The organism is Pseudomonas sp. DWRC2-2 (assembly GCF_049897885.1).
GTDB lineage: Bacteria > Pseudomonadota > Gammaproteobacteria > Pseudomonadales > Pseudomonadaceae > Aquipseudomonas > Aquipseudomonas azotoformans_A.
This window is the reverse complement of record NZ_JAFCXD010000003.1, coordinates 30223-55528: the sequence shown is the minus strand read 5'-3', so window position 1 is coordinate 55528 and position 25306 is coordinate 30223. Positions and strand designations below refer to the sequence as shown.

Annotated in this window: 19 protein-coding genes; 3 read left to right on the top strand and 16 right to left on the bottom strand. The window is 59.7% G+C overall.

Annotation, left to right across the window (positions count from 1 at the left end; translation table 11 throughout):
- Positions 1 to 4: 4 nt before the first annotated feature.
- The 4 genes from ACP7EW_RS15510 to rpsU form a co-directional block, all read right to left on the bottom strand.
- Positions 5 to 3748, bottom strand: a complete 3744-nt coding sequence (locus ACP7EW_RS15510) for an EAL domain-containing protein (protein ID WP_426218164.1) — start codon at positions 3746 to 3748, stop codon at positions 5 to 7.
- Between the two features lie 122 nt (positions 3749 to 3870).
- Complete coding sequence (rpoD, locus tag ACP7EW_RS15505; protein WP_033898106.1) at positions 3871 to 5721, bottom strand: RNA polymerase sigma factor RpoD; 1851 nt, start codon at positions 5719 to 5721, stop codon at positions 3871 to 3873.
- A gap of 67 nt (positions 5722 to 5788) precedes the next feature.
- Positions 5789 to 7762 (bottom strand): DNA primase, encoded by a 1974-nt coding sequence (gene dnaG / locus ACP7EW_RS15500; RefSeq protein WP_426218843.1) that lies wholly within the window; start codon positions 7760 to 7762, stop codon positions 5789 to 5791.
- Between the two features lie 443 nt (positions 7763 to 8205).
- Positions 8206 to 8421, bottom strand: a complete 216-nt coding sequence (rpsU, locus tag ACP7EW_RS15495) for a 30S ribosomal protein S21 (protein WP_002551877.1) — start codon at positions 8419 to 8421, stop codon at positions 8206 to 8208.
- Between the two features lie 202 nt (positions 8422 to 8623).
- Here rpsU and tsaD point away from each other — a divergent pair, with 202 nt between their 5' ends.
- On the top strand, positions 8624 to 9649 hold the full coding sequence (gene tsaD / locus ACP7EW_RS15490) for a tRNA (adenosine(37)-N6)-threonylcarbamoyltransferase complex transferase subunit TsaD (RefSeq protein ID WP_426218162.1): 1026 nt from the start codon (positions 8624 to 8626) through the stop codon (positions 9647 to 9649).
- A 33-nt stretch (positions 9650 to 9682) separates the two neighbouring features.
- Here the strand turns inward: tsaD and plsY are convergent, their stop codons facing one another.
- Positions 9683 to 10252 carry a glycerol-3-phosphate 1-O-acyltransferase PlsY gene (plsY, locus tag ACP7EW_RS15485; protein ID WP_010206988.1) on the bottom strand — a complete coding sequence of 190 codons (570 nt, stop codon included), beginning with the start codon at positions 10250 to 10252 and terminating at the stop codon, positions 9683 to 9685.
- Positions 10253 to 10326: 74 nt separating this feature from the next.
- Between plsY and folB the strand changes: the two genes are divergently transcribed.
- Both folB and folK read left to right on the top strand, forming a co-directional pair.
- Entirely contained in the window at positions 10327 to 10680 is a 354-nt protein-coding gene (gene folB / locus ACP7EW_RS15480; protein ID WP_426218160.1) for a dihydroneopterin aldolase, read from the top strand.
- Entirely contained in the window at positions 10671 to 11189 is a 519-nt protein-coding gene (gene folK / locus ACP7EW_RS15475; protein WP_426218157.1) for a 2-amino-4-hydroxy-6-hydroxymethyldihydropteridine diphosphokinase, read from the top strand. The genes folB and folK overlap by 10 nt, the downstream gene beginning before the upstream one ends.
- On the opposite strand, the gene ACP7EW_RS15470 is transcribed toward folK, so the two are convergent.
- The 11 genes from ACP7EW_RS15470 to ACP7EW_RS15420 form a co-directional block, all read right to left on the bottom strand.
- A complete protein-coding gene (locus ACP7EW_RS15470) occupies positions 11184 to 12413 on the bottom strand; it encodes a multifunctional CCA addition/repair protein (protein ID WP_426218155.1) in 1230 nt (409 codons plus the stop codon). The two genes, folK and ACP7EW_RS15470, sit on opposite strands and share 6 nt — an antisense overlap.
- Before the next feature lie 63 nt (positions 12414 to 12476).
- Positions 12477 to 14042 carry a SpoVR family protein gene (locus ACP7EW_RS15465; RefSeq protein WP_033898111.1) on the bottom strand — a complete coding sequence of 522 codons (1566 nt, stop codon included), beginning with the start codon at positions 14040 to 14042 and terminating at the stop codon, positions 12477 to 12479.
- Complete coding sequence (locus ACP7EW_RS15460; RefSeq protein WP_017138057.1) at positions 14039 to 15310, bottom strand: YeaH/YhbH family protein; 1272 nt, start codon at positions 15308 to 15310, stop codon at positions 14039 to 14041. The genes ACP7EW_RS15465 and ACP7EW_RS15460 overlap by 4 nt, the downstream gene beginning before the upstream one ends.
- Positions 15311 to 15423: 113 nt before the next feature.
- Positions 15424 to 17346: a PrkA family serine protein kinase gene (locus tag ACP7EW_RS15455; protein WP_016977873.1), complete on the bottom strand. Its 1923-nt coding sequence runs from the start codon at positions 17344 to 17346 to the stop codon at positions 15424 to 15426.
- 285 nt (positions 17347 to 17631) lie between these two features.
- Positions 17632 to 17961, bottom strand: a complete 330-nt coding sequence (gene glpE, locus ACP7EW_RS15450) for a thiosulfate sulfurtransferase GlpE (protein WP_033898114.1) — start codon at positions 17959 to 17961, stop codon at positions 17632 to 17634.
- Positions 17962 to 17970: 9 nt separating this feature from the next.
- On the bottom strand, positions 17971 to 18822 hold the full coding sequence (locus ACP7EW_RS15445; protein WP_426218153.1) for a symmetrical bis(5'-nucleosyl)-tetraphosphatase: 852 nt from the start codon (positions 18820 to 18822) through the stop codon (positions 17971 to 17973).
- Complete coding sequence (gene apaG, locus ACP7EW_RS15440) at positions 18822 to 19202, bottom strand: Co2+/Mg2+ efflux protein ApaG (protein WP_003194726.1); 381 nt, start codon at positions 19200 to 19202, stop codon at positions 18822 to 18824. Before apaG ends, ACP7EW_RS15445 begins: the two co-directional genes overlap by 1 nt.
- Before the next feature lie 97 nt (positions 19203 to 19299).
- Entirely contained in the window at positions 19300 to 20112 is an 813-nt protein-coding gene (gene rsmA, locus ACP7EW_RS15435) for a 16S rRNA (adenine(1518)-N(6)/adenine(1519)-N(6))-dimethyltransferase RsmA (RefSeq protein ID WP_033898116.1), read from the bottom strand.
- The gene (pdxA, locus tag ACP7EW_RS15430; RefSeq protein ID WP_426218150.1) at positions 20109 to 21098 is read right to left on the bottom strand and encodes a 4-hydroxythreonine-4-phosphate dehydrogenase PdxA; all 990 of its coding nucleotides are present in this window, start codon (positions 21096 to 21098) and stop codon (positions 20109 to 20111) included. The genes rsmA and pdxA overlap by 4 nt, the downstream gene beginning before the upstream one ends.
- The gene (locus tag ACP7EW_RS15425; RefSeq protein ID WP_426218148.1) at positions 21095 to 22432 is read right to left on the bottom strand and encodes a peptidylprolyl isomerase; all 1338 of its coding nucleotides are present in this window, start codon (positions 22430 to 22432) and stop codon (positions 21095 to 21097) included. Before ACP7EW_RS15425 ends, pdxA begins: the two co-directional genes overlap by 4 nt.
- A complete protein-coding gene (locus ACP7EW_RS15420) occupies positions 22407 to 25217 on the bottom strand; it encodes an LPS-assembly protein LptD (protein WP_269132165.1) in 2811 nt (936 codons plus the stop codon). The genes ACP7EW_RS15425 and ACP7EW_RS15420 overlap by 26 nt, the downstream gene beginning before the upstream one ends.
- Between the last annotated feature and the right edge of the window lie 89 nt (positions 25218 to 25306).

The window sequence follows — 25306 nt, the reverse complement described above, 5'->3', positions numbered from 1 at the left end:
CGGATTATAACGATGGTTTCCCCGCTGTGCCATCCGAATAATCCTCAATGCGCATACGAAGAAACGTAGCTGCAAAAAGCTCCGGCGGTAGCGGCAGGCTGACGATGTAGCCTTGCATCTGTTCGCAGCCTTCGGCCGCCAGGAAGGCTTGCTGTGCGGGGTTCTCCACGCCTTCGGCGATGATGGTGAATTGCATGCTGTGGCCCAGGGCGATGATGGCGCGCACGATGGCGGCGTCGTGGGGGTCGTCGGGCAGGCCGCGGACGAAGGACTGGTCGATCTTGAGGAAGTCCAGGGGCAGGCGCTTGAGGTAGCTGAGGGATGAATAGCCGGTGCCAAAGTCGTCAATGGCCAGCTGTACGCCGAGGTCTTTGAGCTGGTGCAATACCTCCAGCGCTTCTTCGGCCTGGCTCATGATGAAGTTTTCGGTGATTTCCAATTGCAGGCGGCCGGGGTCGAGTTGGTAGTCATGCAGCAACTGTTCGATACGGCCCAGTAAGCCGGGGTGGCGTAACTGCGCGCCAGCCAGGTTGACCGACAGTGGGCCGAAGTCGTCGAAGTGGCCTTGCCAGGCGTGCATTTGCCGGCAGGCTTGTTCCAGCACCCAGTCGCCAATCTGCAGGATCATGCCGTTTTCTTCGGCCAGGGCGATGAAGTGTTCGGGGGGCACGTCGCCAAAGGTGGGGTGACGCCAGCGGATCAGGGCTTCGGCGCCGATGAGTTCGTGGGTCGTCAGGCTCAGTTTGGGCTGGTAGTAGAGGCTCAACTCATCGCGCTCGATGGCGCGGCGCAGTTCGTGTTCGAGTGCCACGCGTTCATTGGCCTGGGCGGTGAGGTCGCGGGTGTAGCTTTCAACCCGGTTGCGACCCTTGGCTTTAGAGCGATACATCGCGGCGTCTGCGTTCTTGACCAGCGTGGCGACGTCAGTTCCGTCCTCTGGGTAGAGACTGGTGCCGATGCTGGCGCTGATAAAGAACTCGTGCTCACCCGCCTGGAACGGCGGTGTGAAGCAGGCCAGCAGTTTATTCGCCAGGTACTGGGCGTCGCTGGCGTGCTGCAAGCCGGGGAGCAGGATGATGAATTCATCCCCGCCAAGGCGGGCGACGGTGTCGATGTCGCGCAGTTGTTCCTTAAGGCGCACGGCGATGTCTTTGAGCAGCAGGTCGCCGATCGGATGGCCGAGGCTGTCGTTGATATGTTTGAAGCGGTCCAGGTCGAGAAACAGCACGGCGCCCTGTTTACCGGTTTCCTGATGGCCGTTGAGGGCCGCTTGCAGCCGGCTTTCGAACAGCGTGCGGTTGGGCAGGCCGGTCAGCGGGTCGTGGTGCGCCTGGTAGTCGAGGCGGGCCTGGGCCAGCTTGAGGCTGGAGATGTCGGCAAACACTGCGACGAAGTGCGTGATCAACTGGTCGCGATTGCGCACGGCACTGATCGTCAGCCAGCTTGGGTACACTTCGCCGTTCTTGCGGCGATTTGAGATCTCGCCCTGCCAGTGGCCCTGAGCAGTCAGTTGATGCCACATGGCGGCGTAGAACGCGCTGTCATGCAGGCCGGAAGCCAGCAGCCGCGGGGTGTGGCCGAGGGCTTCGGCCTCGCTGTAGCCGGTAATCTCGGTGAAGGCGCGGTTGACGGCGCTGATGTTCTGGCGGGTATCTGTGATCAAGACGCCTTCGGCCGTGCTTTCGAACACCGTGGCGGCCTGTTGCAGTTTTTCCTGCATCAGCTGGCGCTCGGTGATATCGCGGGCGATGGTCAGCATGCAGTCTTCGTCGCCAATCGGCAGCGGACGGCTGGACAGCTCGCATAATCGGATCTGCCCATCACTGCGGCGGATATGGCAGATGAAATCACGCACAAAACCATCACGTTGCATCATTTCCAGCATGTGTTTGCGTTCGTTGAGGTCGACCCAAATGCCCAGGTCCAAGCTGGATTGGTCGAGGGAGGTGGCGCTGGTGAAGCCGGTGATCCGGCTGAAACCATCGTTCACTTCAATCAACAGGCCGTCGCGCTGTCGACTCAGCAGCAAGCCGTCGGGAGAGGCGTGGAAGGCCTTGGCGAATTTCTCCTCGGAGGTTTGCAGTTGCTGCTGGGTTTCCTTGAGTTGGGTGATGTCACGCACCACCACGACGATGGCTTCTGTGGTGTCGAGTTGGAACGGCTCGGCGGAAATCAGCCCGGTGAAGGCTTGACCGTTGCTGCGCAGAAAGGGCATTTCCAGGTTGCGGATGCTGGTGGTCTGCACCCGTTGCAGCAGGTCGGGCCCGACGCCCTTGATGCCCCAGATATTCAACTCGGTAGCGGTTTTACCGACGACCTGTTCGGCCGTCAGGCCAATCTGGTCTTCAAACGCCTTGTTCACTTCCAGCAGGCAGCCATCAGACAGTCGCGCGATCACCAGCATGTCCGGGCACTGCTGGAACACCGAGGCGAACTTTTGCTCGGACAGCTGCAAGGCTTCCTCGGTGCGCTTGGCCTCGCTGATATCGATCATCAAGCCGCGCAGAACCGGCTCATGACCATGTTCGATCAGGCTGACAATGTCGCGTACCCACAAGCAACGGCCGTCAGCGGTGATCACCCGGTAATCAATGCTGTGGTCGCGGTTGGCGCGGGTTTCGCGATAGCAGTAGGCTTCGGTGCGGATCAGATCGGCGGGGTGAATGATGTTGCGCCAGAAGCCTGGGATCAACCAGTGCGCACGCGGGTAACCGAGCAAATCTTCAGCGTGGGGCGACACATAGCTGTAGGTGAAGTCGGTGATACTGGCTTCCCAGGCAATGGCGGACAGGCTCTCCACCAGGCCGCGATAGTGGTATTCGCTGCTGCGTAGTTCCTGTTCGAGGGCGACGCGGCGGGAGATTTCCGAACTGAGCCGGCGATTGATCCGAATCACCACGGCCAATACGGTACTCAGCAAGAGCACTGCGGGCAGGCCGTAGGTCAGCAGGTCGTTCCAGAAGGTGCGGTGATCGGTAAAGCTGCCGACCCAATGTTGCTGGATGGCGTCGGTTTCTTGCGGGCTGAGGTCGGCGAGCACCTTGTCGAGGATGCCCACCAGCATTTTGTTGTCTCGTGGTACGCCCATCGCCAGTTGGTAGCGGTAGGGCGTTTCGCCACTGACGTACAAGCCGTCGAGCTTGAGTTGGCGCAGGCTCCAGACACTGGAGGCGAGATCGCCGACCACTGCGTCTACTTCATCGGTCGCCAGGGCTTGCAGCGTCGAGCTGACATTCGGCATGGCCACCAAGTTGAGATCCGGGTGATGGGTGCGCAACAGCTCATGGGGGGCGTAATTTTCCACCACGGCAATCTTCAAGCCGTAGAGGTCTTTCAGGGTGCGTGGTTTGGCGCCGCCCTCATGGGCCAGGATGACGATGGGAAAGTCCAGGTAAGGCCGCGTGAACGCCATATAGCCCTGGCGCTCCGGCGTGGACATGATGCCTGGCAGCAGATCGAGCTGATTGTTACGCGCCTGCTCCAGTACCGCACTCCAGTTTGCAGGCTCGATCAAATTGACGCGCACGCCGAGGCGATCCTGGATCAGGCGCACATAATCTGCCGCCAAGCCTTGGTAGCGGCCATTCTCGTCACGGTATTCAAAGGGCGGCCATGACGCATCCACCCCAAGGCGCAACTCCTGATGGTCCGCCAGCCAGCCACGCTCATCATCAGTAAGAGTCAACGCGCCAGCCGTTGCGGTCCAGGTCAGCAGCGACAGCAGCAACACAGTCGGCAATCTGGGCATAACGGTCTCGTTATGGCACGGGGAATGTTTCGAGTGTAGACGGGCATTGCGGGGGAGGAGGAGGGGCGCAGGATTTTATCGATACAAAACAAAACCCCCGGCCTGGGCCGGGGGTTTTGGTATCACTCGTCGAGGAAGGAGCGCAGATGCTCGCTTCGCGTCGGGTGGCGCAACTTGCGCAGCGCCTTGGCTTCGATCTGACGGATCCGCTCGCGGGTCACGTCAAACTGCTTACCGACTTCCTCAAGGGTGTGGTCGGTATTCATGTCGATGCCGAAACGCATGCGCAGTACCTTGGCTTCACGGGCAGTGAGGCCGGACAGTACGTCGCGAGTCGCTTCTTTAAGGCTCTCAACGGTGGCGACATCGATTGGCGACTGCATGGTCGAGTCTTCGATGAAGTCACCCAGATGGGAGTCTTCGTCATCACCAATCGGGGTTTCCATGGAGATCGGCTCTTTAGCGATCTTCAATACCTTGCGGATTTTATCCTCAGGCATTTCCATGCGTTCGCCCAGCTCTTCCGGGGTCGGTTCGCGACCCATTTCCTGCAACATCTGCCGGGAAATACGGTTGAGCTTGTTGATCGTCTCGATCATGTGCACCGGAATACGGATGGTGCGGGCCTGGTCGGCGATCGAGCGAGTGATCGCCTGACGGATCCACCAGGTGGCATAAGTCGAGAACTTGTAACCGCGACGGTATTCGAACTTGTCCACAGCCTTCATCAAGCCGATGTTGCCTTCCTGGATCAGGTCGAGGAATTGCAGGCCACGGTTGGTGTACTTCTTGGCAATGGAGATCACCAGACGCAAGTTCGCTTCAACCATCTCTTTCTTCGCGCGGCGGGCCTTGGCCTCACCGATCGACATACGACGGTTGATGTCCTTGATCTCGGCAATCGTCAGACCGGTCTCGGTCTCCAATGCTTGCAACTTCTGCTGGCAACGAATGATGTCCGGCTGCAGGCGACCAATGGCTTCGGCGTATTTCGCCTTGCCCTTGGCCAGTGCGTCGGTCCAGCTTTCGTCTACTTCGTTGCCTGGGAACTGGCGCAGGAAGTCGGCACGCGGCATGCGTGCATCACGGACACAGAGCTGCATAATTGCGCGCTCTTGTGCACGCAGACGCTCCAAGGCACTGCGAACACGCTCAACCAGGCCTTCGAATTGCTTCGGTACCAGCTTGATCGGCATGAACAGCTCAGCTAGGGCCAGCAGCTCGGCGATTGCCAGCTTGTTGGCGCGACCATGCTTTTTCAGGGCCTTGCGGGTGATTTCCATTTGATCGGAAACCGCACCGAAACGCTGGGCAGCGATGATCGGGTCTGGACCGCTTTCAACTTCATCTTCGTCGTCGCCGCTGGCTTCAGCGTCGTCGTCTTCGGAGTCGTCGTCCGCTTTGGCAGCCTTGGCATCGACTGGCGGCGGCACTTCGGCGGCTGGCGGCGCAATGCCGTCGTCCGGGTCGATGTAGCCACTCAGTACGTCGGACAGGCGACCACCTTCGGTGGTGACGCGGGTGTACTCGGAGAGAATATGGTCAACCGTGCCAGGGAAGTGCGCGATTGCGCCCATCACTTCACGGATGCCCTCTTCGATACGCTTGGCGATTTCGATTTCGCCTTCGCGTGTCAGCAGCTCGACGGTACCCATTTCACGCATATACATGCGCACAGGGTCGGTGGTACGACCGATATCGGTCTCCACAGCAGCCAGCGCGGCAGCCGCTTCTTCAGCGGCAGCCTCGTCGGTATCGGCGTCCGCCAGCATAAGGGAATCCTTATCTGGCGCAGCTTCGAATACGTTGATCCCCATGTCGTTAATCATGCGGATGATGTCTTCCACCTGCTCTGGATCTGAAATATCCTCAGGCAGGTGGTCGTTGACCTCCGCGTAAGTCAGGTAACCCTGCTCACGACCGAGAACGATCAACTCTTTGATACGAGACTGCTGTTGCGCTTTTCCGGACATAACACCCTATCCACTGAAGGTCTTGGCGGGCAAAAAACAAGCCGAGGATTATACCCGAGCTATGACCTCACACGCCAGCTGAGGTCGGGTTTGATGCGGAAACATTCTGTTTTAAGAGGTCGCGCATCTGTTTTGCTATCTGAATTTGCTCTTCAGCCGATAATCCAGGCTGCCTTGCTCTCTTGATGAGTTCGTCGAGGGTTTGCGTGTGCTGGCCCGCGGATAACCTAGTAATGGTGTCTAAAAACTGTTGTTCAAGGTTATCGCCGTCAATTAGCCACTCCTTTTCTGCGAGTGCTTTCAATAACCGGCCTTGTTCGGTGCCATGCCAACGCGCCATCAACTGAATGGAGTTTAGCTTAGGATTTTTCTGTACCGCCTCGATCAAGGCGATCAGTACCTGGGCATAAGTGTTACTTGCGTTGGCAAAGTGATCGGCGCTCTCGACCTTTTTCGCCAATTGCGGGTGGTGGATGAGCGTGCGCAGGGCAATGAGCGTTGGCGCCTCTACAGCAACCGGCGTTCGTGGGGCATAGGGCTCGTCGCGATCACCGCGCTTGCCGTTCTTGCTCCAGGGTTTCTTTTCCCATTTCTTGCCGTCGTTGCCAGACTTTTTCGGTGTCCACTCCTGCTGGGGCGCGTAGGCCTCCTGCGGTTGATGGAAATCGGAATAGTCCGGCATGGCGTCGTAGTCCATGCCTGGGTCGTAGGCCGGTGGCGGCGCATCATGCGGCGCGTTGTGCACCAGCTGGCTGACGGCTTCGCCGCTTAACCCGGTGATTTCCTGCAAGCGCATGCGCATCAGCGATTTCAGGTTGGCGCCGGGGACTTTGTCGATCAGCGGCGCCGCAAGGGTGGCCATATGGGCCTTGCCTTCCAGGGAGCGCGGATCGGCTTCCTCGGTCAGTTGCTGGAAGAAGTAGTCTGCCAGCGGTTGAGCATGTTGATTGATGCGTGCGCGGAATGCATCGGTGCCTTCAGAGCGAACCAGGGTATCCGGGTCTTCGCCTTCGGGCAGGAACAGGAAGCGCGCGCGCCGTCCATCTTGCAGGCTGGAAAGAGTTGCCTCCAGTGCGCGCCAGGCGGCGTTGCGGCCGGCCTGGTCACCGTCGAAGCAGAACAGCACGCTGGGTACCACGCGAAACAAGCGCTTCATGTGTTCTTCGCTGGTCGCGGTGCCGAGTGTGGCGACGGCATTGCGCAGGCCCTGTTGGGCGAGCGCGATCACATCCATATATCCTTCAACCACGATGATTTCATCGAGATTGCGGTTGTTCTTGCGCGCCTCGAACAGGCCGTAGAGCTCCTGGCCCTTGTGGAACACCGGGGTTTCCGGGGAGTTCAGGTACTTGGGCTTGTCGTCCCCCAGTACGCGGCCACCAAAGGCGATGATGCGGCCCCGGCTGTCGCGGATCGGGAACATCACGCGGTCGCGGAAGCGGTCGTAGCGTTTGCCGGTCTCGGCGTTTTCCACCAGCAGGCCGGCGTCGATCATGGCCTTTTGCTGGAGGGTGTCGCTGCTCAGGTGCTTGTACAGGTTGTCCCAGCCGGGCGGGGCGAACCCCAGGCCGAAGTCGCGGGCGATTTCCCCGGTAAGACCGCGGCCTTTCAGATAGTCGACGGCGGCCTTGCGCTGCGGATGGCTTTTAAGCGCCTGACGGTAAAAGTCGGCAGCGGCCGTCAGTAGCGGGTACAGCGGCGAATCGGTGGGTTGGCGCGGCTTGTGCGCGCGGCCACTTTCTTCGCGTGGGACTTCCATGCCCGCCGCTTTTGCCAGGTCCTCGATCGCCTGGGGGAAGTCCAGGTTGTCGTGGTCCATGAGAAAACCCAGGGCGTTACCGCCTGCGCCGCAGCCGAAGCAGTAATAGAACTGCTTGTCGGGGCTGACGCTGAACGATGGGGTTTTCTCTTTATGGAACGGGCAGCAGGCGGTGTAGTTCTTGCCGGCTTTTTTCAGTTGCACGCGCGAGCTGACAACATCGACGATGTCGGTGCGGTTCAGAAGGTCGTCAATAAAGCTCTGGGGAATCAGCCCGGCCATGGCGTTCTCGTCATCACTGCGTGTCAATGAGGGCCCAATGATTGCTCAAGCGCACGCGTTGCGCGGCTCGATCATCAGTTGTCTGCTTGGGCATTCAGGAAGTGTATCTGCCGTTCATTCACTGACGTTAGTTTCAATCAGGTTTTTGGCATGGAAATGTTGCCCCGGCATCCGGTCTTGGCCAATGGCGGCCTCGGAAGCTCATCGTCGGGCACAGTCGATACAGTTGATCGCCTGTTTGAAGAATAAGTGTGCTCGTCAGTAGCCTTGATAGGCTCGTCAGAAGACGTGCACCGCTGGCAAAAGAGCCAGTCCTGACGTGTGAAGCAGTTGTCTCGGTCGCGTCTGCGGCGTCAACAGTGAAGCATCAAGCGATATCCGCAAATGCCATTAGCCCGGCTGAGGGCCGGGCTTGGCAGAAGCTTGCTACGAACGTCTGTGTATTAGTACAGACGAACGGCGCGGCGCTGTTCGCGCTGAACTTTCTTGGCGTGACGCTTAACAGCGGCTGCTGCTTTACGCTTACGCTCAGAAGTTGGCTTCTCGTAAAATTCGCGGCTACGAACTTCAGCCAGTACACCGGCTTTTTCGCAGGAGCGCTTGAAACGACGCAGAGCTACGTCGAAGGGTTCGTTCTCTTTAACTTTGACGGCTGGCATCCAGAGCTACCTTCTTTCATTACCGGGATCAACGTTCTCGTCGCAAAAAATTCGCGGCTGAGGTCGTCGGTTTTTAAGGGTTGCGGATGTTAACCCCTCATTGCCCGGAATGCAAAGCCTCTGATCGAAAACCGCTAGTCGGGAGGGGGAGTGACGACTATTATGCGCGCCTTCGAATTCAGCCTCTACAAGGCGCAAACCCATGCTAGTACTGGGACTTGAAACCTCCTGCGACGAAACCGGTGTCGCACTTTACGACAGTGAACGCGGGCTCTTGGCCGATGCGTTGTTCAGTCAGATCGACCTGCACCGCGCCTATGGTGGCGTGGTTCCGGAGCTGGCCAGCCGTGATCACGTCAAACGCATGCTGCCCCTGATCCGTCAGGTGCTGGATGAAGCCGGCTGCGTGCCGACCGAGATCGACGCCATCGCCTACACCGCAGGCCCCGGATTGGTCGGAGCCCTGCTGGTTGGGGCTTCTTGCGCCCAGGCGCTGGCGTTTGCCTGGGGCATTCCGGCCCTTGGCGTGCACCATATGGAAGGCCATTTATTGGCGCCGATGCTGGAAAAAACACCGCCAGAGTTCCCGTTCGTCGCATTGTTGGTTTCGGGCGGCCATACGCAGTTGGTTCAGGTGGATGGCATTGGTCAATACACCCTTTTGGGTGAGTCCCTGGACGACGCTGCCGGTGAAGCTTTCGACAAGACCGCCAAGATGATGGGCCTCAATTATCCCGGTGGCCCGGAAATCGCGCGTCTCGCCGAAAAAGGCGTGGCGGGCCGCTACACCTTCCCGCGTCCAATGTGTGATCGCCCTGGCCTGATGTTCAGCTTCAGTGGTTTAAAAACCTCCGCGCTGAACACTTGGCAGCACAGCGTCAGCGCCGGAGACGACAGCGAGCAAGCCCGTTGCGACATCGCGCTGGCGTTCCAGGAGGCCGTGGTGGAGACTTTGACCATCAAGTGCAAGCGCGCCCTGAAACAGGCGGGCATGAAGCGTCTGGTGATTGCAGGCGGCGTCAGCGCCAACAAGGCCTTGCGCACGTCGCTGGAAAAAATGCTCGGCGACATGAAGGGCGACGTGTTCTACGCGCGCCCCGAGTTCTGCACCGACAACGGCGCGATGATTGCCTATGCCGGTTGCCAGCGTTTGCAGGCTGGGCAGCACGAAAGCCTGGCAATCAGCGTGCAGGCGCGCTGGCCGATGGAGCAGTTGTCGCCGTTGTAAGGCCGCAAAATGGGCCGGGCGCATCGGCTGTATTTAAAAATGCCGTTCGCGCCCGGCAAACAGGTCGCGTAAATTGCCCCGGTGGCGCCAGACGATCAGCAGCGTCAGCACGCTCATCGGCAGCAGTGCCGCCGGTTCTTGCCAGGCCAGTAGTGGCAGGGTGAGCGGGGTGGCGATCAGCGCGGCGAGCGAGCTGGTGCGGGTCAGGTAGAACGTCAGCAGCCAGGCGAGTACGGCCAGCAAGGCCGCCGGCGGGTAGATCCCCAGCAACATGCCGGCTGCCGTGGCGACGCCTTTGCCACCGCGAAAGCGGAAGTACAGGGGAAACAGGTGGCCGAGGACCGCGCATACGCCGATCCAGGCCTGCTGTTGCAGGGTCAGGCCGGCGAGGCTGGCGATCAGTACGGGCAACAAGCCCTTGCACAGGTCGCCGAGCAGCGTCAGTACGGCGAGTTTCTTGCCAGCCAGGCGCAACATATTGGTAGCGCCGGCATTGCCTGAGCCACTCATTCGCGGGTCGGGATTTCCCGTCAGGCGGCTGAGCAAAATGGCGAAGGACAGCGAGCCGAGCAGGTAGGCGAAAATCGCCAGTGACCAAAACATGCTAACTATTCCGGGCGAGGACGCCCTGATTCTAACGGGGCATCGCGCCCTTGTCGTGCTGCGGAGAAGAGTGCTTGGACAGAGTGTTTATCGAAGGCCTGGAAGTCGACACCGTCATCGGGGCCTACGACTGGGAGCGCGGAATCCGCCAATGCCTGCGCCTGGACCTGAGCTTCGCCTGGGATAACCGCCCGGCCGCGGCCGGTGATGACCTGACGTTGGCGCTGGATTACGCCAGTGTGTCCGCGCGTATCCAGGCCTTTGCCGAGCAATCCCAATACCAACTGGTGGAAACCTTTGCCGAACGCCTGGCCGAAGTATTGATGAGTGAATTCCAGATTCCCTGGTTGCACCTCAAGCTGACCAAGCCAGGCGCCGTGCCGGCTGCCAAGGGTGTGGGCGTGGAGATCAAGCGCGGATGTCGCTAACTCAGGTTTACCTCGGCCTAGGCAGCAATATCGAGCGCGAGTCTCATCTGCGCGCTGGCCTGGATGCGCTGGCGAGTTTTTTGACCGATCTGCGCTGTTCGGCGGTGTTCGAAAGCCAGCCGGTGGGCATCAAGAGCGGTCCGTTCTTCAATCTGGTGGTGTCGGCCCACACCGACCTGCCGTTGATGGAGCTGGACCGCCGGTTGAAATTCATCGAGGCCGACAATGGTCGTTACGCGCCGGATCGCAAGGGGCTGCCGCTGGATATCGATGTGCTGTTGTATGGCGATCTGGTGGGCAATTTCGATGGTCTGATCCTGCCACGTGCGGAAATTCTCAAGAATGCCTTTGTGCTTTGGCCGCTGTCTCTGATGGCATCGGAGCGTGTGCACCCGGAGGTGGGCAAGACCCTGGCCGAGCTATGGCGCGATGCGCAGATTGACCAAGTGCTGGCGCCTGTCGCATTTGAATGGCAGGGCCAGCAGCTGACACCAGGCACACTCCTATAGGGTGTGCTGTTCCTTGTAGGCTTTCAGGGCCCTGAGCCGTTCGCGCTTAAGCGCCTCGCCCAACTCCGGGCCTTTGAAGCCTTTCTCCAGCAGTGGCGCAACGGCAACTTCGCGAGCTGCCTTCGCCGCCCCGCGTAAATAATCCGCTTGTGGATAACTTTGTTGCTCCAGGCCCTTGCGGCCCCGTGCATCCATTTCGCAAGCGACGATGAATTCCTCAAAGCGCTGCGGCCGACGGTAAACGTCGAAACTTTGCAGCAGCTCCAGCAAAGTCGAGGCTTTCAGCTCCAACGCACGATGACCATGGGTGTGATACTGGCCCACCAGTAACGCCAATTCCTGGCAATCCCTTGGCACTTTGAAGCGTTCATTGACGGCCTTGATCAGCTTCAATCCCCGCTGCTCATGGGCGATGTGCTGCGGCAACTTATCCACAGGTGTCGTGCCTTTGCCCAAGTCGTGCAGCAAGCAGGCCCAGCGTACGGTCAGGGGTTGCTGGTGCAAGGCAGCCTGTTCCAGCACGCTCAAGGTGTGAATGCCGGTGTCGATTTCAGGGTGATGGGCTTCGGGTTGTGGGACGCCGAACAGCGCGTTCACTTCTGGCATCAAGGTTTTCAGCGCATCGCAGTCGCGCAGGACCTGGATGAACATTTGGGGCTGGTCTTCCATCAGCGCGCGGGAGATTTCTTTCCAGCTGCGCTCAGGCGTCAGCGCCTCGAGTTCGCCGGATTCGCTGAGCTGGCGCATCAGTCCGAGTGTTTCTGGTGCGACGGTAAAACCCAGTGATGCGTAACGTGCAGCGAAGCGTGCAACGCGCAACACACGCAGGGGATCTTCGGCGAACGCCAGAGAAATATGGCGAAGCGTGCGAGCTTCAAGATCGCGCTGACCGTGATAAGGATCGGTCAAGTTGCCGTCATCGTCTTCCGCCATGGCGTTGATCGTCAGGTCACGGCGGATCAGGTCTTCTTCCAGCGTCACCTCGGGGCTGGCGTGAAACACAAAGCCGCCATACCCCCGGCCGCTTTTGCGTTCAGTGCGGGCGAGGGCGTACTCGTCACCGTTTTTTGGGTCGAGGAACACCGGAAAGTCAGAACCCACCGGCTTGTAGCCCTTGGCGAGCATCTCTTCGGCCGTCGCGCCCACCACGACTCGGTCGATATCGGTAACCGGGATACCCAAGAGGCGATCCCGCACCGCACCGCCGACTTTGTAGATTTTCATGAAAAAGCCTCCATTAGGGGCACAGGATACCGCCTGTGCCTGGCCAATGGAGGCTTTGCTGTTTCAGAGATGAACGACGGCCAGGTCCAGCCGGCCGTAGTCGTTGTCGTTGTGATCGGTGCGCGGAGGCACGTGATGGGTTTTCATCACCTGGTCGCCCTGCAGGGTTTCCAAATGAATATCGAAGCCCCACAACCGGTGCAGGTGCTTGAGCACTTCCTCGGTGGATTCGCCCAGGGGTTTGCGGTCGTGCTGTTGGTGACGCAAGGTCAGCGAGCGGTCGCCGCGCACATCGATGCTGTAGATCTGCACGTTGGGCTCGCGGTTACCCAGGTTGTACTGCGCCGCCAGGGTTTCGCGGATGGTGCGGTAGCCGGGTTCGTCGTGGATGGCCGGCACCACCAAGTCATCCTTGAGGTCGTCATCCAGGATGCTGAACAGTTTCAGGTCCCTAATGACCTGCGGTGACAGGTACTGCAGGATAAAACTCTCATCCTTGAAGCTGCTCATGGCGAACTTGATGGTGGACAACCAATCACTGCCGGCGATTTCCGGGAACCAGCGGCGGTCTTCCTCGGTGGGGTGTTCACACATGCGCCGGATATCGCGGTACATGGCAAAGCCTAGGGCGTAGGGGTTGATGCCATTGTAGTAAGGGCTGTCGAAGCCGGGCTGGAATACCACGCTGGTGTGGGAGGTGAGGAACTCCATCATGAAGCCGTCGGTGACCAGGCCTTCGTCGTACAGGTCGTTCATCAGCGTGTAGTGCCAGAACGTGGCCCAGCCTTCGTTCATCACCTGGGTCTGGCGCTGTGGATAAAAGTATTGGGCGATCTTGCGCACGATACGCACGATTTCCCGCTGCCAGGGTTCCAGCAGCGGTGCGTGTTTTTCCAGGAAATAGAGGATGTTCTCCTGCGGTTCGGCGGGGAAGCGCGCATTGTCTTTGTCGCTGTTCTTTCCGGCTTTTTTCGGAATGGTGCGCCACAGGTCGTTGATCTGTTTCTGCAGGTGCTCCTCGCGCTCCTTCTGGCGCAGGCGTTCTTCCTCGGCGGAGATCGGATACGGGCGTTTGTAGCGGTCGACGCCGTAGTTCATCAGCGCATGGCAGGAATCGAGCAGGTCCTCCACCGCATCGATGCCGTGGCGCTCCTCGCATTGCATGATGTACTGCTTGGCGAACACCAGGTAATCGATGATCGAACTGGCGTCGGTCCAGGTGCGGAACAGGTAGTTACCCTTGAAGAAGCTGTTATGCCCATAGCAGGCATGCGCCACCACCAGTGCCTGCATGCAGATGGTGTTCTCTTCCATCAGGTAGGCGATGCACGGGTCGGAGTTGATCACGATCTCGTAGGCCAGGCCCATCTGGCCGCGGGTGTAGGACTTCTCGGTGCTGAGGAAGTGTTTGCCGTAGGACCAATGGTGATAACCCAGCGGCATGCCTACCGAAGCGTAGGCATCCATCATCTGTTCGGCGGTGATCACTTCGATCTGGTTGGGGTAGGTGTCCAGGGCGTAACCCGCCGCTATGCGGCTGATTTCCCGGTCATAGGCCTGGATCAGTTCAAAGGTCCACTCGGAACCCGTGGAGATCGGTTGGCGTCTTTGCTCTTTTTTGGCGGTCATGTCACTAACCTGCGCTGGAAGAGTTCACGGAAGACCGGGTAGATATCGCCGGCCGAGACCAGTTGCTGCTGGGCGAACGTGTCGGCAAAGGCTTCGCCGATGCGCTCGTATTCGAACCACAGGGCCTGGTGCTCACGGGGGGTGATTTCAACGTAAGTGTAGTACTGCACGAACGGCATGATCTGGTTGATCAGGATGTCGCGGCAGATCGGGGAGTCGTCGTTCCAGTTGTCGCCGTCGGAGGCTTGGGCGGCGTAGATGTTCCACTCGTTGGCCGGGTAGCGCTCGGCCATGATCTCCTGCATCAGCTTCAAGGCGCTGGAAACGATGGTGCCGCCAGTTTCCCGTGAATAGAAGAATTCCTCTTCGTCGACCTCCCGGGCGCTGGTGTGATGGCGGATGAACACGACGTCGATCTTGTCGTAGTTCCGCTTGAGAAACAGGTACAGCAGGATGAAGAAGCGCTTGGCGATGTCCTTGGTGGCTTGGGTCATGGAGCCCGACACGTCCATCAGGCAGAACATCACCGCCTTGGAGCTGGGGTTGGGTTGTTTGACCAGCAAGTTGTACTTCAAGTCAAAGGTGTCGAGAAACGGCACGCGGTGGATGCGCGCGCTGAGTTTCTCGATTTCCGCCTCGATTTGCTGGATATCGCCGAAGTTGTCTGGTTCTTCGCGCTTCAGGCGCGCCAACTCTTCCTTGGCCTCCTTCAATTTTGCGCGGCTGCTGCCCGATAGGGCGATACGCCGGGCATGGGCCGAGCGTAGGGTGCGGATGATGTTGATACGGGACGGGTTGCCCTCGTTGCTGATCCCTGCGCGCACCGTCTTGAAGGTGTCGGTGCCGGTCAGGTTGCGTTTGACCAGGTTGGGCAGTTCCAGGTCTTCGAACATGAACTCGAGGAATTCTTCCTGGGTGATCTGGAACACGAACTCATCCATGCCTTCGCCGGAATTGCCCGCCTTGCCCGGCCCTTTACCGCCGCCACCGCCTTGGGGGCGCTGGATATGTTCGCCGGTGGTGAATTCCTTATTGCCGGGATGAACGACGGTCTGTTTGCCGCCCCGGCCGTGGTGCAGCACCGGTTCGTCAATGTCCCGCCCTGGAATGCTGATTTGTTCGCCATGCTCCATGTCCGTGATGGAGCGGCGGCTGACGGCCTCTTCGACGGCCTTTTTGATGTGGTCACGGTAACGCCGCAGGAAACGCTGGCGGTTTACCGTGCTCTTGTTCTTGCCATTGAGGCGTCGGTCGATCACATAGCTCATGGGGAGCCCTCCGGGCAGCTTCACGTTACAAGCTTCAAGCCGCGAGCTGGAAGCTTAGAGACAAGCGGTCAGCTGCCAGGCCAGTGGCCTGGCAGTTCACGCCTGTCGCTGCCTTACTGCGATTTGCGAACCCGCAGATACCACTCGGAGAGCAGCCGTACCTGTTTGTCGGTGTAGCCGCGCTCGACCATGCGTGTGACGAAGTCGTTGTGTTTTTGCTGATCCTCCTTGCTGGCCTTGGCGTTGAAGCTGATGACCGGCAGCAGATCCTCGGTGTTGGAGAACATTTTCTTCTCGATGACCACCCGCAGTTTCTCGTAGCTGAGCCAGGTCGGGTTTTTGCCATTGTTGTTGGCACGAGCGCGCAGCACGAAGTTGACGATTTCGTTGCGGAAATCCTTCGGATTGCTGATACCGGCCGGTTTCTCGATTTTTTCGAGTTCCTCGTTGAGGGCCACGCGGTTGAGAATCTCGCCGGTTTCCGGGTCGCGGTATTCCTGGTCCTGGATCCAGAAGTCGGCGTACAGCACGTAGCGGTCGAAAATGTTCTGGCCGTATTCGCTGTAGGACTCCAAGTACGCCGTCTGGATTTCCTTGCCTATGAACTCGATGTAGCGCGGTGCCAGGTATTCCTTGAGGAAACGCAGGTAGCGTTCGCGGGTCTCGGCCTGGAATTGTTCCTGTTCGATCTGCTGTTCCAGCACGTAGAGCAGGTGCACCGGGTTGGCGGCAATTTCGTGAGGGTCGAAGTTGAAGACCTTGGACAGGATCTTGAATGCGAAGCGCGTCGACAGGCCGTTCATGCCCTCATCCACACCGGCGGTGTCGCGATATTCCTGGATCGACTTGGCCTTGGGGTCGGTGTCCTTGAGGTTTTCGCCGTCGTACACGCGCATCTTCGAATAGATGTTCGAGTTCTCCGGTTCCTTGAGGCGCGACAGCACAGTGAATTGGGCAAGCATCTTCAGGGTGTCGGGTGCGCAATGGGCTTTGGCCAGCGAACTGTTGAACAGCAATTTATCGTAGATCTTGATTTCATCACTGACCCGCAGGCAGTACGGCACCTTGACGATGTAGATCCGGTCGATGAAGGCTTCGTTGTTCTTGTTGTTGCGGAAGGTGTGCCACTCCGACTCGTTGGAGTGCGCCAGCAGGATCCCGGTGAACGGAATCGCCCCCAGGCCTTCGGTACTGTTGTAGTTACCTTCCTGGGTCGCGGTAAGCAGTGGGTGCAGCACCTTGATCGGTGCCTTGAACATCTCCACGAACTCCATCAGGCCCTGGTTAGCCCGGCACAGCGCGCCCGAATAGCTGTAGGCGTCGGCGTCGTTCTGTGGGAACTCTTCCAGTTTGCGGATATCGACCTTGCCCACCAGCGCCGAGATGTCCTGGTTGTTCTCGTCGCCAGGCTCGGTCTTGGCCACGCCGATCTGGTTGAGGATGGACGGGTAGAGTTTCACCACACGGAATTGGCTGATGTCACCGCCGAACTCGGCCAGGCGCTTGGTGGCCCAGGGCGACATGATGGTGTTGAGGTAGCGGCGTGGGATACCGAAGTCTTCTTCGAGGATCGCGCCATCTTCCGTGGCGTTAAACAGGCCCAGGGGCGACTCGAAGACCGGCGAGCCCTTGATGGCGTAGAAGGGCACCTTCTCGATCAGTTGTTTGAGCTTCTCGGCCAGGGACGATTTACCACCGCCGACGGGGCCAAGCAGGTAGAGGATCTGTTTCTTCTCTTCCAGGCCTTGGGCGGCATGGCGGAAGTAGGAGACGATCTGGTCGATGCATTCTTCCATCCCGTGGAAGTCTTCAAAGGCCGGATAGCGGCGGATCACCTTGTTGGAAAATATTCGCGACAGGCGCGAATTGTTCGAGGTGTCTATCAGCTCCGGCTCGCCAATTGCCAGCAGCAGGCGTTCGGCGGCAGACGCGTAGGTGCTGCGATCCTGTTTGCACAGCTCGAGATACTCTTGCAGCGTGAGTTCTTCCTGCTGTGTGGACGCGAAGCGTTGTTGGAAGTGGCTGAATATACTCATGACGTCGTCACCTCGCTCGATACGTGGAGCCGACGCCGGATCAATCAGTCGATGCTGGCAGACATTGGCACACGCCAATGGCCGTTTTCCCCCCAGAACACCCTGAAACGCTACCGATGACCCGCACGCCGGTGTACCGGCTCTCCCCTGATTCGGATGGCCTGCGCTTAAGGATAGTTCGGAATCGGAGAGGTCAAGGCGCGATGCGCAATTAGTTTGGCTGCGCCGTTCGTCAGAAACGGCGCGAGCCCAAGCGTCACGCGGGGTAGCGGGGTGTGAAAAAAATTATTGCGAATTGCCTGAAGAAATTTCCGCAGGATAAGTCGTACGCCACAGTTCAAAGCCGCCGTCCAGGCTATAGACGTCGGAGAAGCCCTGGCTGATCAGATAGGCTGCTGCGCTCTGGCTGGAATTGCCGTGGTAACAGGCCACGATCACCGGCGCATCGAGGTCGGCGGCACGGATGAAATCGGCGATGTTGACGTTGTCCAGGTGCTGGGCGCCGGTGATGTGGGCGGCTGCGTAGGTCGGTTGGTCACGGATATCGACCACCACCGCGCCTTGCTCGCGCAGGGCCTGGGCTTGTTCGGGGGGGATACGTTTGAATTCGCTCATGGCGGGCTCCTATGGCTTGGCAGTAGCCGGCAGTGTAACGGGAAGAGGGGATTCGCACTGGCAGCTATAACGCTCGCCGGTGTCGATGTTCATCAGGGTCATGGCGCCGCCCCACACGCAACCGGTGTCGAGGGCGAATACGCCGGGCTCATTGCACTTGCCCTCAAGGGCTGCCCAATGGCCGAAAATGATCTGGGTGTCACGGGTCTTGCGCTCTTTGTGAGCGAACCACGGCTTGTAGCCCGGCAACGCGGTGTCCGCGCCTTCCTTGCTCTTGAGGTCGAGCTTGCCCTCGGCGGTGCAGAAGCGCATGCGCGTGAAGTAGTTGGTGATGACCCGCAGGCGCGTGACGCCGCTGAGGTCATTGTCCCACTTAACCGGCTCGTTGCCGTACATGCCGTCGAGGTAGGCGGTATAGAGGTTGTCATCGGCCAGGGCGCTTTCGACTTCAGCGGCGCACTTGAGGGCTTTCTTCAGTGTCCACTGGGGCGGGATGCCCGCATGGACCAAGGCCATGTTGCGGGCTTGGTCGTAATGCAGGATTTTTTGCCGGCGCAACCAGTCGAGCAGTTCGGCGCGATCCGGCGCTTCGAGAATTTCCCGCAGGGTGTCGCCCTTTTTCAGGCGCTCGATGTTATTGCCGGCAGCCAGCAGGTGCAGGTCGTGGTTGCCCAATACGCAGACCAAAGAGTCGCGCAGGCTATATAAATAGCGCAGCGTTTCCAGGGATTGCGGGCCGCGATTGACCAGGTCACCCACCAGCCACAGGCGATCTTTGGCCGGGTCGAAGGCCACGCGTTCAAGCAGGCACTTCAGGGGTTCCAGGCAGCCTTGCAGGTCGCCGACCGCATACGTCGCCATCAGTGCAGGGCTCCCGGCACGGCGAGGCGGAAGGGCTTGATGATGGCGTCGAACAGTTGGCCATCGGTGGCTTTCATTTGATACGAGCCTTGCATGGTGCCGACTTTGGAGGTCATTACCGTGCCGCTGCTGTAGGTATGGCTGGCGCCACTGTCGATCAACGGTTGCTGACCCACCACGCCAGCCCCGCGAACTTCTTCGACCTGACCGTCACCGTCGGTGATCACCCAGTGGCGCGACAGCAGCTTGGCCGGCACCAGCCCGTTGTTTTTCACCGTGATGGTGTAGGCAAAGGCGAAGCGGTTGTGTTCAGGTTGGGATTGGTCCGCCAGGAAGCGGGTGACGACGCTGACGTCGATCTGGTAGCGAGGATCGGACATGCAAGAGGCCTTAAAAGCGGAGGACAGCAGATGCGGGTCAGTCTAGGCCAAGAGGAGGGCACTAGGCCAGACATGTGTCTGGCCTTGCCCGGCGCTGTCAGTCTGCGGTTGGCGCAGGCTGAATGGCCAACTGGTCGGCCAGGCGCACGAAGGCGGCCAGGTCGAGTTGCTCAGGACGCAAGCTGCCATCGACGCCGGCGGCTTCGATCTCGGCGTTGCTCAGCAGGGCCTTGAGCGTGTTGCGCAGGGTCTTGCGGCGTTGGTTGAACGCTTCGCGCACCACGCGCTCCAGCAATTTGTGGTCCTTGGCCGGATGTGGCAACACGGCGTGGGGCACCAGGCGCACGATGGCCGAGTCGACCTTTGGCGGCGGGTTGAACGCACCAGGGCCCACGTTGAACAGGTGTTCGACGCGGCAGTGGTACTGAACCATGATCGACAGACGGCCCCAATCACCACCACCAGGGCCAGCAGCCAGGCGTTCTACCACTTCCTTTTGCAGCATGAAGTGCATGTCGCGGATGATGCCTGCGTTGTTCAGCAGGTGGAAAATCAGCGGCGTAGAGATGTTGTACGGCAGGTTACCCACCACACGCAGGCTGTTCGGCGCAGCGTTGAGGGTGTTGAAGTCGAACTTCAGCGCATCACCCTGATGCAGGTTGAAGTTGGGCATGCCGGCGAACTGTTGGTTGAGGATCGGGATCAGGTCCTTGTCCAGCTCCACCACGTCCAGTTGGCCGCCGCTGGCCAGCAGGCCTTGGGTCAGCGCGCCCTGGCCCGGGCCGATTTCCAGCAGGCGATCTTCAGGCTTGGCATGGATGGAGCGCAGGATGCGGTCGATCACGCCAGCGTCGTGCAGGAAGTTTTGCCCGAAGCGCTTGCGCGCCCGGTGTTGGTAATGCTCAGTCATATGCGGGTCTCGGCCATCTGATAGGCGGTTTCCAGGGCCACGTGCAGGCTGCCGGTATCGATCTTGCCGCTGCCCGCCAGGTCCAGGGCGGTGCCATGGTCGACGGAGGTGCGGATGATCGGCAGGCCCAGTGTCACGTTGACTGCGGCGCCGAAGCCTTTGTATTTAAGCACCGGCAGCCCCTGGTCATGGTACATCGCCAGCACTGCATCGCAGTGCTCCAGATATTTGGGGGTAAACAGAGTGTCCGCAGGCAACGGGCCGCGCAGGTCCATGCCTTCTTGGCGCAGACGCTCCAGGGTGGGTTCGATGATGTCGATTTCTTCATGGCCCAAGTGGCCGCCTTCGCCGGCGTGCGGGTTGAGCCCGCAGACCAGGATGCGCGGTTGGGCGATGCCGAATTTTTGTTGCAAGTCGCCGTGCAGGATCCGCGTGACGCGTTCCACCCGCTCCGCGGTAATGGCATCGGCAATCTCGCGCAGCGGCAGGTGCGTGGTCACCAAGGCGACCCGTAGGCCGCGTGTGGCCAGCATCATCACGACTTGTTCGGTGTGGGTCAGCTCGGCGAGGAATTCGGTGTGGCCGGAAAAGGCGATACCGGATTCGTTGATCACGCCCTTATGCACCGGCGCAGTGATCATGCCGGCGAAGTCGCCATCGATGCAGCCTTTCCCGGCGCGAGTCAGGGTTTCCAGCACGAACGCTGCGTTGGCTTTGTTCAGTTGCCCAGCGACCACCTTGGCCGGCAGCGGGGTATCCCACACATACAGGCTGCCAGCAGGGGCGGGCAGGTCGGGCCAGTTGCCAGGGGCCGTGTCCAGCAGTGTGACAGCCACACCCAGCTGCGCGGCCCGCTCAAGGAGCAAGTCGCGGCTGGTAATGGCAATCAGGGGGTGTGGCTGGGGTTGCGAGGCGAGCAGCAGGCACAGGTCAGGACCAATGCCGGCCGGCTCGCCGGGTGTCACCGCGAAACGCTGGGGTTTCACTGAACTGCCTGGTCGGTGCCTGTTGGGGCGCCTGGCAGCTTGTTCTCAACATAGGCTTCGTCGCGGATCTGACGCAACCAGGTTTGCAGCTCTTCGTCGTATTTGCGGTTACGCAATACGTTCAGCGCTTGTTGCTCGCGGGCCTGGTTGGTGTTGTCGGTGGCGCGACGGCCAAGGACTTCCAGCACATGCCAGCCATATTGGGTCTTGAACGGCTTGGACAATACGCCCTGCGGGGTATCGGCCATCACCTGCTGGAACTCCGGCACCAGGGCTTTCGGATCGATCCAGTTCAGGTCGCCGCCGTTGAGGGCCGAACCCGGGTCTTCCGAGAAGCTCTTGGCCAGGGTGGCGAAGTCTTCACCGCTCTGAATGCGGTCATAGATCTTCTGGGCCAGTTCCTTGGTTTGGGCTTCGGTGCGGATTTCGCTTGGTTTGACCAGGATGTGGCGAACGTGCACCTCATCCTTGAGCGATGTTTCGCCGCCGCGTTTTTCCAGGAGCTTCAGGATGATGAAACCACCCGGTGTACGCGCAGGTTGGGTGATGCCACCCACTTCCATTGCACTCAGCTCGCGGTCGAACGGAGGAGGCAATTGAGCCGCTTTACGCCAGCCCATGTCGCCGCCTTCCAGTGCGTTGTCGCTGCCAGACTGGGCGATCGCCATTTGGGCGAAATCGGCACCGGCCTTCAAGCGATCATAGATAGCCTGGGTTTTGGCGGCTGCTGCATTGAGCTGCTCGGAGTTGGCGCTGTCCGGCGTCGGGATCAGGATGTTGGCCAGGTGCAGTTCTTCGGAAAGCTGCATCTTGCCCAGGTCCGACGCCAGGAAGTTCTTCACTTCCTGCTCGGACACCTGAACCCGCTCGGCCACACGGCGCTGACGCACTCGGCTGATGATCATTTCACGGCGGATCTGGTCACGGGCGTCCTCATAGGACAAACCGTCGTGGGCCAGGGCAGCACGGAACTGGTCGATGCTCATGTTGTTGCGCTGGGCAATGGTGCCCACGGCCTGGTTCAGTTCTTCGTCCGAAATACGGATGCCGGAACGATCGCCGATCTGCAGTTGCAGGTTCTCGACGATCAGGCGCTCCAGCACCTGCTGGTCCAGGACGCTGGTCGGTGGCACGCCACCGCCACGTTTGGCGATGGTTTGCTGGACTTCCTTGACGCGCTGGTCCAGTTGGCTCTGCATGATCACGTCGTTATCGACGATGGCCACTACCTTATCCAGTTCTTGAACCGCAGCGTGTGCCGATGCGGTGCCCAGGAACAGTGCGCCCAGCACTAGCGGGCGCAGACAATCAGAAAGCTTGGTTTTCACGTTCACGATAACCTTCAATGCCTTTGTCGAGGAAGCTCTCTACCTTGGCGCCGGTCAGGCCGCCGAGTCCTTTGAGGACGATCTGGAAGAAGAGCCCGTGGTCACCCTTTTCGTTAAGCGGGGCGATCTGGCTGTATTCGTCGTTGGAAACCCAGTAACGGTTGATGACGCGCAGTTTCCAGCAGCAGTTGTCGTACTCGAAACCACCGAAGGCTTCCAGGGTTCGGTTGCGGGCGTAGTCATACTGCCAGCGGGTGATCAGGTTCCACTGGGGAATGATCGGCCACATCATCGAGAAGTCGTGTTGTTGGATTTTGTAGTAATCCTTCACGAAATTCGCATCGCCTGGCTGGCCGTAGTCGCCACCGAACTGCCATTTGCCGGTCAACTGGTTGTAGACGACCTGGTCGTTACGATAGCGATAACCGACGTTGATGATCTTGTTCGGGTTGTCTTCCGGCTGGTAGTGAAGCATCGCGCTGCCGGAACGAGGGCTGTGTTCCTCGGTGTCCCAGTTGTAGTCGGCAGTGGCGCGCCAGTCGCGGTTGAAGCGGAACTCGTAGTCCAGGGCAACCGGCGAAACATCAGACTGTGCGTCGGCACGGTCAGCCGCCAGGATACCCGGCAGTTGAACTTCACGATCCTTGAAGTACAGCGCCTGGCCGACGGATACGCGCTGACGCTCGAAGCCGTTTTCTTCGATCCAGCGGCTGGTCAAGCCCAGGGACAGCTTGTTCTCGTCGCCGATACGGTCAGAGCCGCTGAAGCGGTTGTCGCGGAACAGCGAAGCGTAGCTGAACGAGTACTCGCTGGTGTCGAACACCGGGATATCAGCCTGGTCCTTGTTCGGCACGTACAGGTAGAACGCACGCGGTTCAAGGGTCTGGCGATAATCCTTGCCGAACCAGTTGGTGTTGCGGTCGAAGTACAGGCCGCTGTCGACGCTTGCCACCGGAACCGCACGGTCCTGGGAACTCTTGAACGAGCCGCCCGCGTAAGGGTTGGTCGGAGTTGCAGCGGCTTGATCAGCAAGGATCTGATTCTTGCCGATGTTGTCCAGATCCAGGTCGTACTTGGTGTACACGTACTTGAGCTTCGGCGTCACAAAGCCGTAGGTCCAGTTCATCGGGTATTCGACGGCTGGCGCTACGTTCAGGCGAGTACCGTTGGCACGGGTCAGGCCGCGGACGTAAGTGTCCAGGCGACGCTCGATGTCACCGTTTTCATTGGTGAAGTTGCCATTTTCCAAGTCGCGGTCGAAGCGCACGGCTTCGGTCTCGTAGCTGAAGTTCAGGCCACCCGGATGGTACGGCAGCGTACCGTTGAAGGTGATCTGCGGCAGGCGGTCATACGGCGTGACCTGGGAAATCGTTGCCAGCTGGTAGGCCTGCAGGTTCAAGCGAGCCTGGAAGCTGTCGCCGCGATAAGTCACGGAACCCTGCTGGTTGACGTAGTCGCGGCTCTCTACACCTTCCTGGTAGGACTTGAGGTCCTGGAAGTAGTAAGGATCGCTGATCGTGGTGTAGTCGACCTGGGTCAGGACACGCGAATCCAACCCGCCCTTGTGCTGCCAATTGAGCATGTAGCGGGTTTTTTCGTAGTCGGTCTGACGCTTGCGCTCGTCGTTGTCGTCGTTCAGGTACGCGCCGCCGAACTGGCCTTCGCTGGACTTGGTGAGGTAGCGGAATTCGCCTTCCATCATCATGCCGCGCTTGGTCATGTATTGCGGGTACAACGTGGCGTCGTAGTTGGGCGCCAGGTTGAAGTAGTACGGCGTCACCAGGGTGAAGCCGGTTTCGCTGCCGGTGCTGAAGCTTGGCGGCAGGAAGCCGGATTGACGACGGTCGTCGATCGGGAAATAGATGTAAGGGGTGTACAGGATCGGGATGTTCTTGATCCGCAACGTCGCGTTGGTGGCCGTACCGAAACCGGTGGCTGGGTTCAACGTGATGTTGTTGCCCCTGAGCTGCCAGGCGTTGCTGTCTGGCTCGCAGGTGGTGTACGTACCGTCCTTGAGACGGATGATCGCGTTTTCAGCACGCTTGGCGTACAGCGCGTTACCGCGGATACGCGATTTGTGCAGCACGTATTCGGCGTTGTCGATCTGGGCCGCGCCGGTATCGAGTTGCACTTCGGCATGGTCGCCGACGATCAGTGCACCGTTGTCGCGCAGACGGACCTTGCCGTTCAGCTCGCCACGGTTCTCGGCCTGGTACAGGCTGGCTTCTTCAGATTCCAACTGCATGCTGCCCTGGCGCATGACGACGTCACCGGCCAGGGTGGCGACTTGTTGTTCCTGCTCGTAACGCGAAGCCTTGGCGCCGATGAAGGTGGGCGCATCGCTCTTGTTCGTCTTGTCGTTCATGCCAGGACGAATCGGCTCGATGTACGCACCGCCGCAGTACGGGCCGGTTTCGGCCAGCTGCGCTGCGGTCAGCTTCTCGCGTGGGACCCAGTCCAGGTGGCTGTAGTCGGCGCTGCGCGAGCGCAGGCCACGGCCCTTGGATTCGGTGACCAGTGCGGTCTTGGGCTCGGCCTCGGCTTTGCCGCCAGCATCGGCCTGCGCCGTGCTGTTGGCGGAGCTGATGGCAGCGCCATCATGCACCGGGCGTGGTGGTAGCGGGGCTGCGGCGGTTTTCGGCGCGCAATCCCAGGCACCCGAAGCAGAGACTGAGCAGTCATACTGTTCCGCGGCGACCACGAATGAGGTGGCGAAGGGTTGCAAGGCCAGCAGACTGCCGGTTACCAGCAACGGAAATTTTCTACGAAACGCGGGGGATTTCAATGCCATCTTATTAGTCCGGGCTTCCTGCGTGCCATCTGCCCGCGGTTTGGGCCGCACGCCTCTCGATGGTCTGAAAAAGATGCGTGATAATAAAG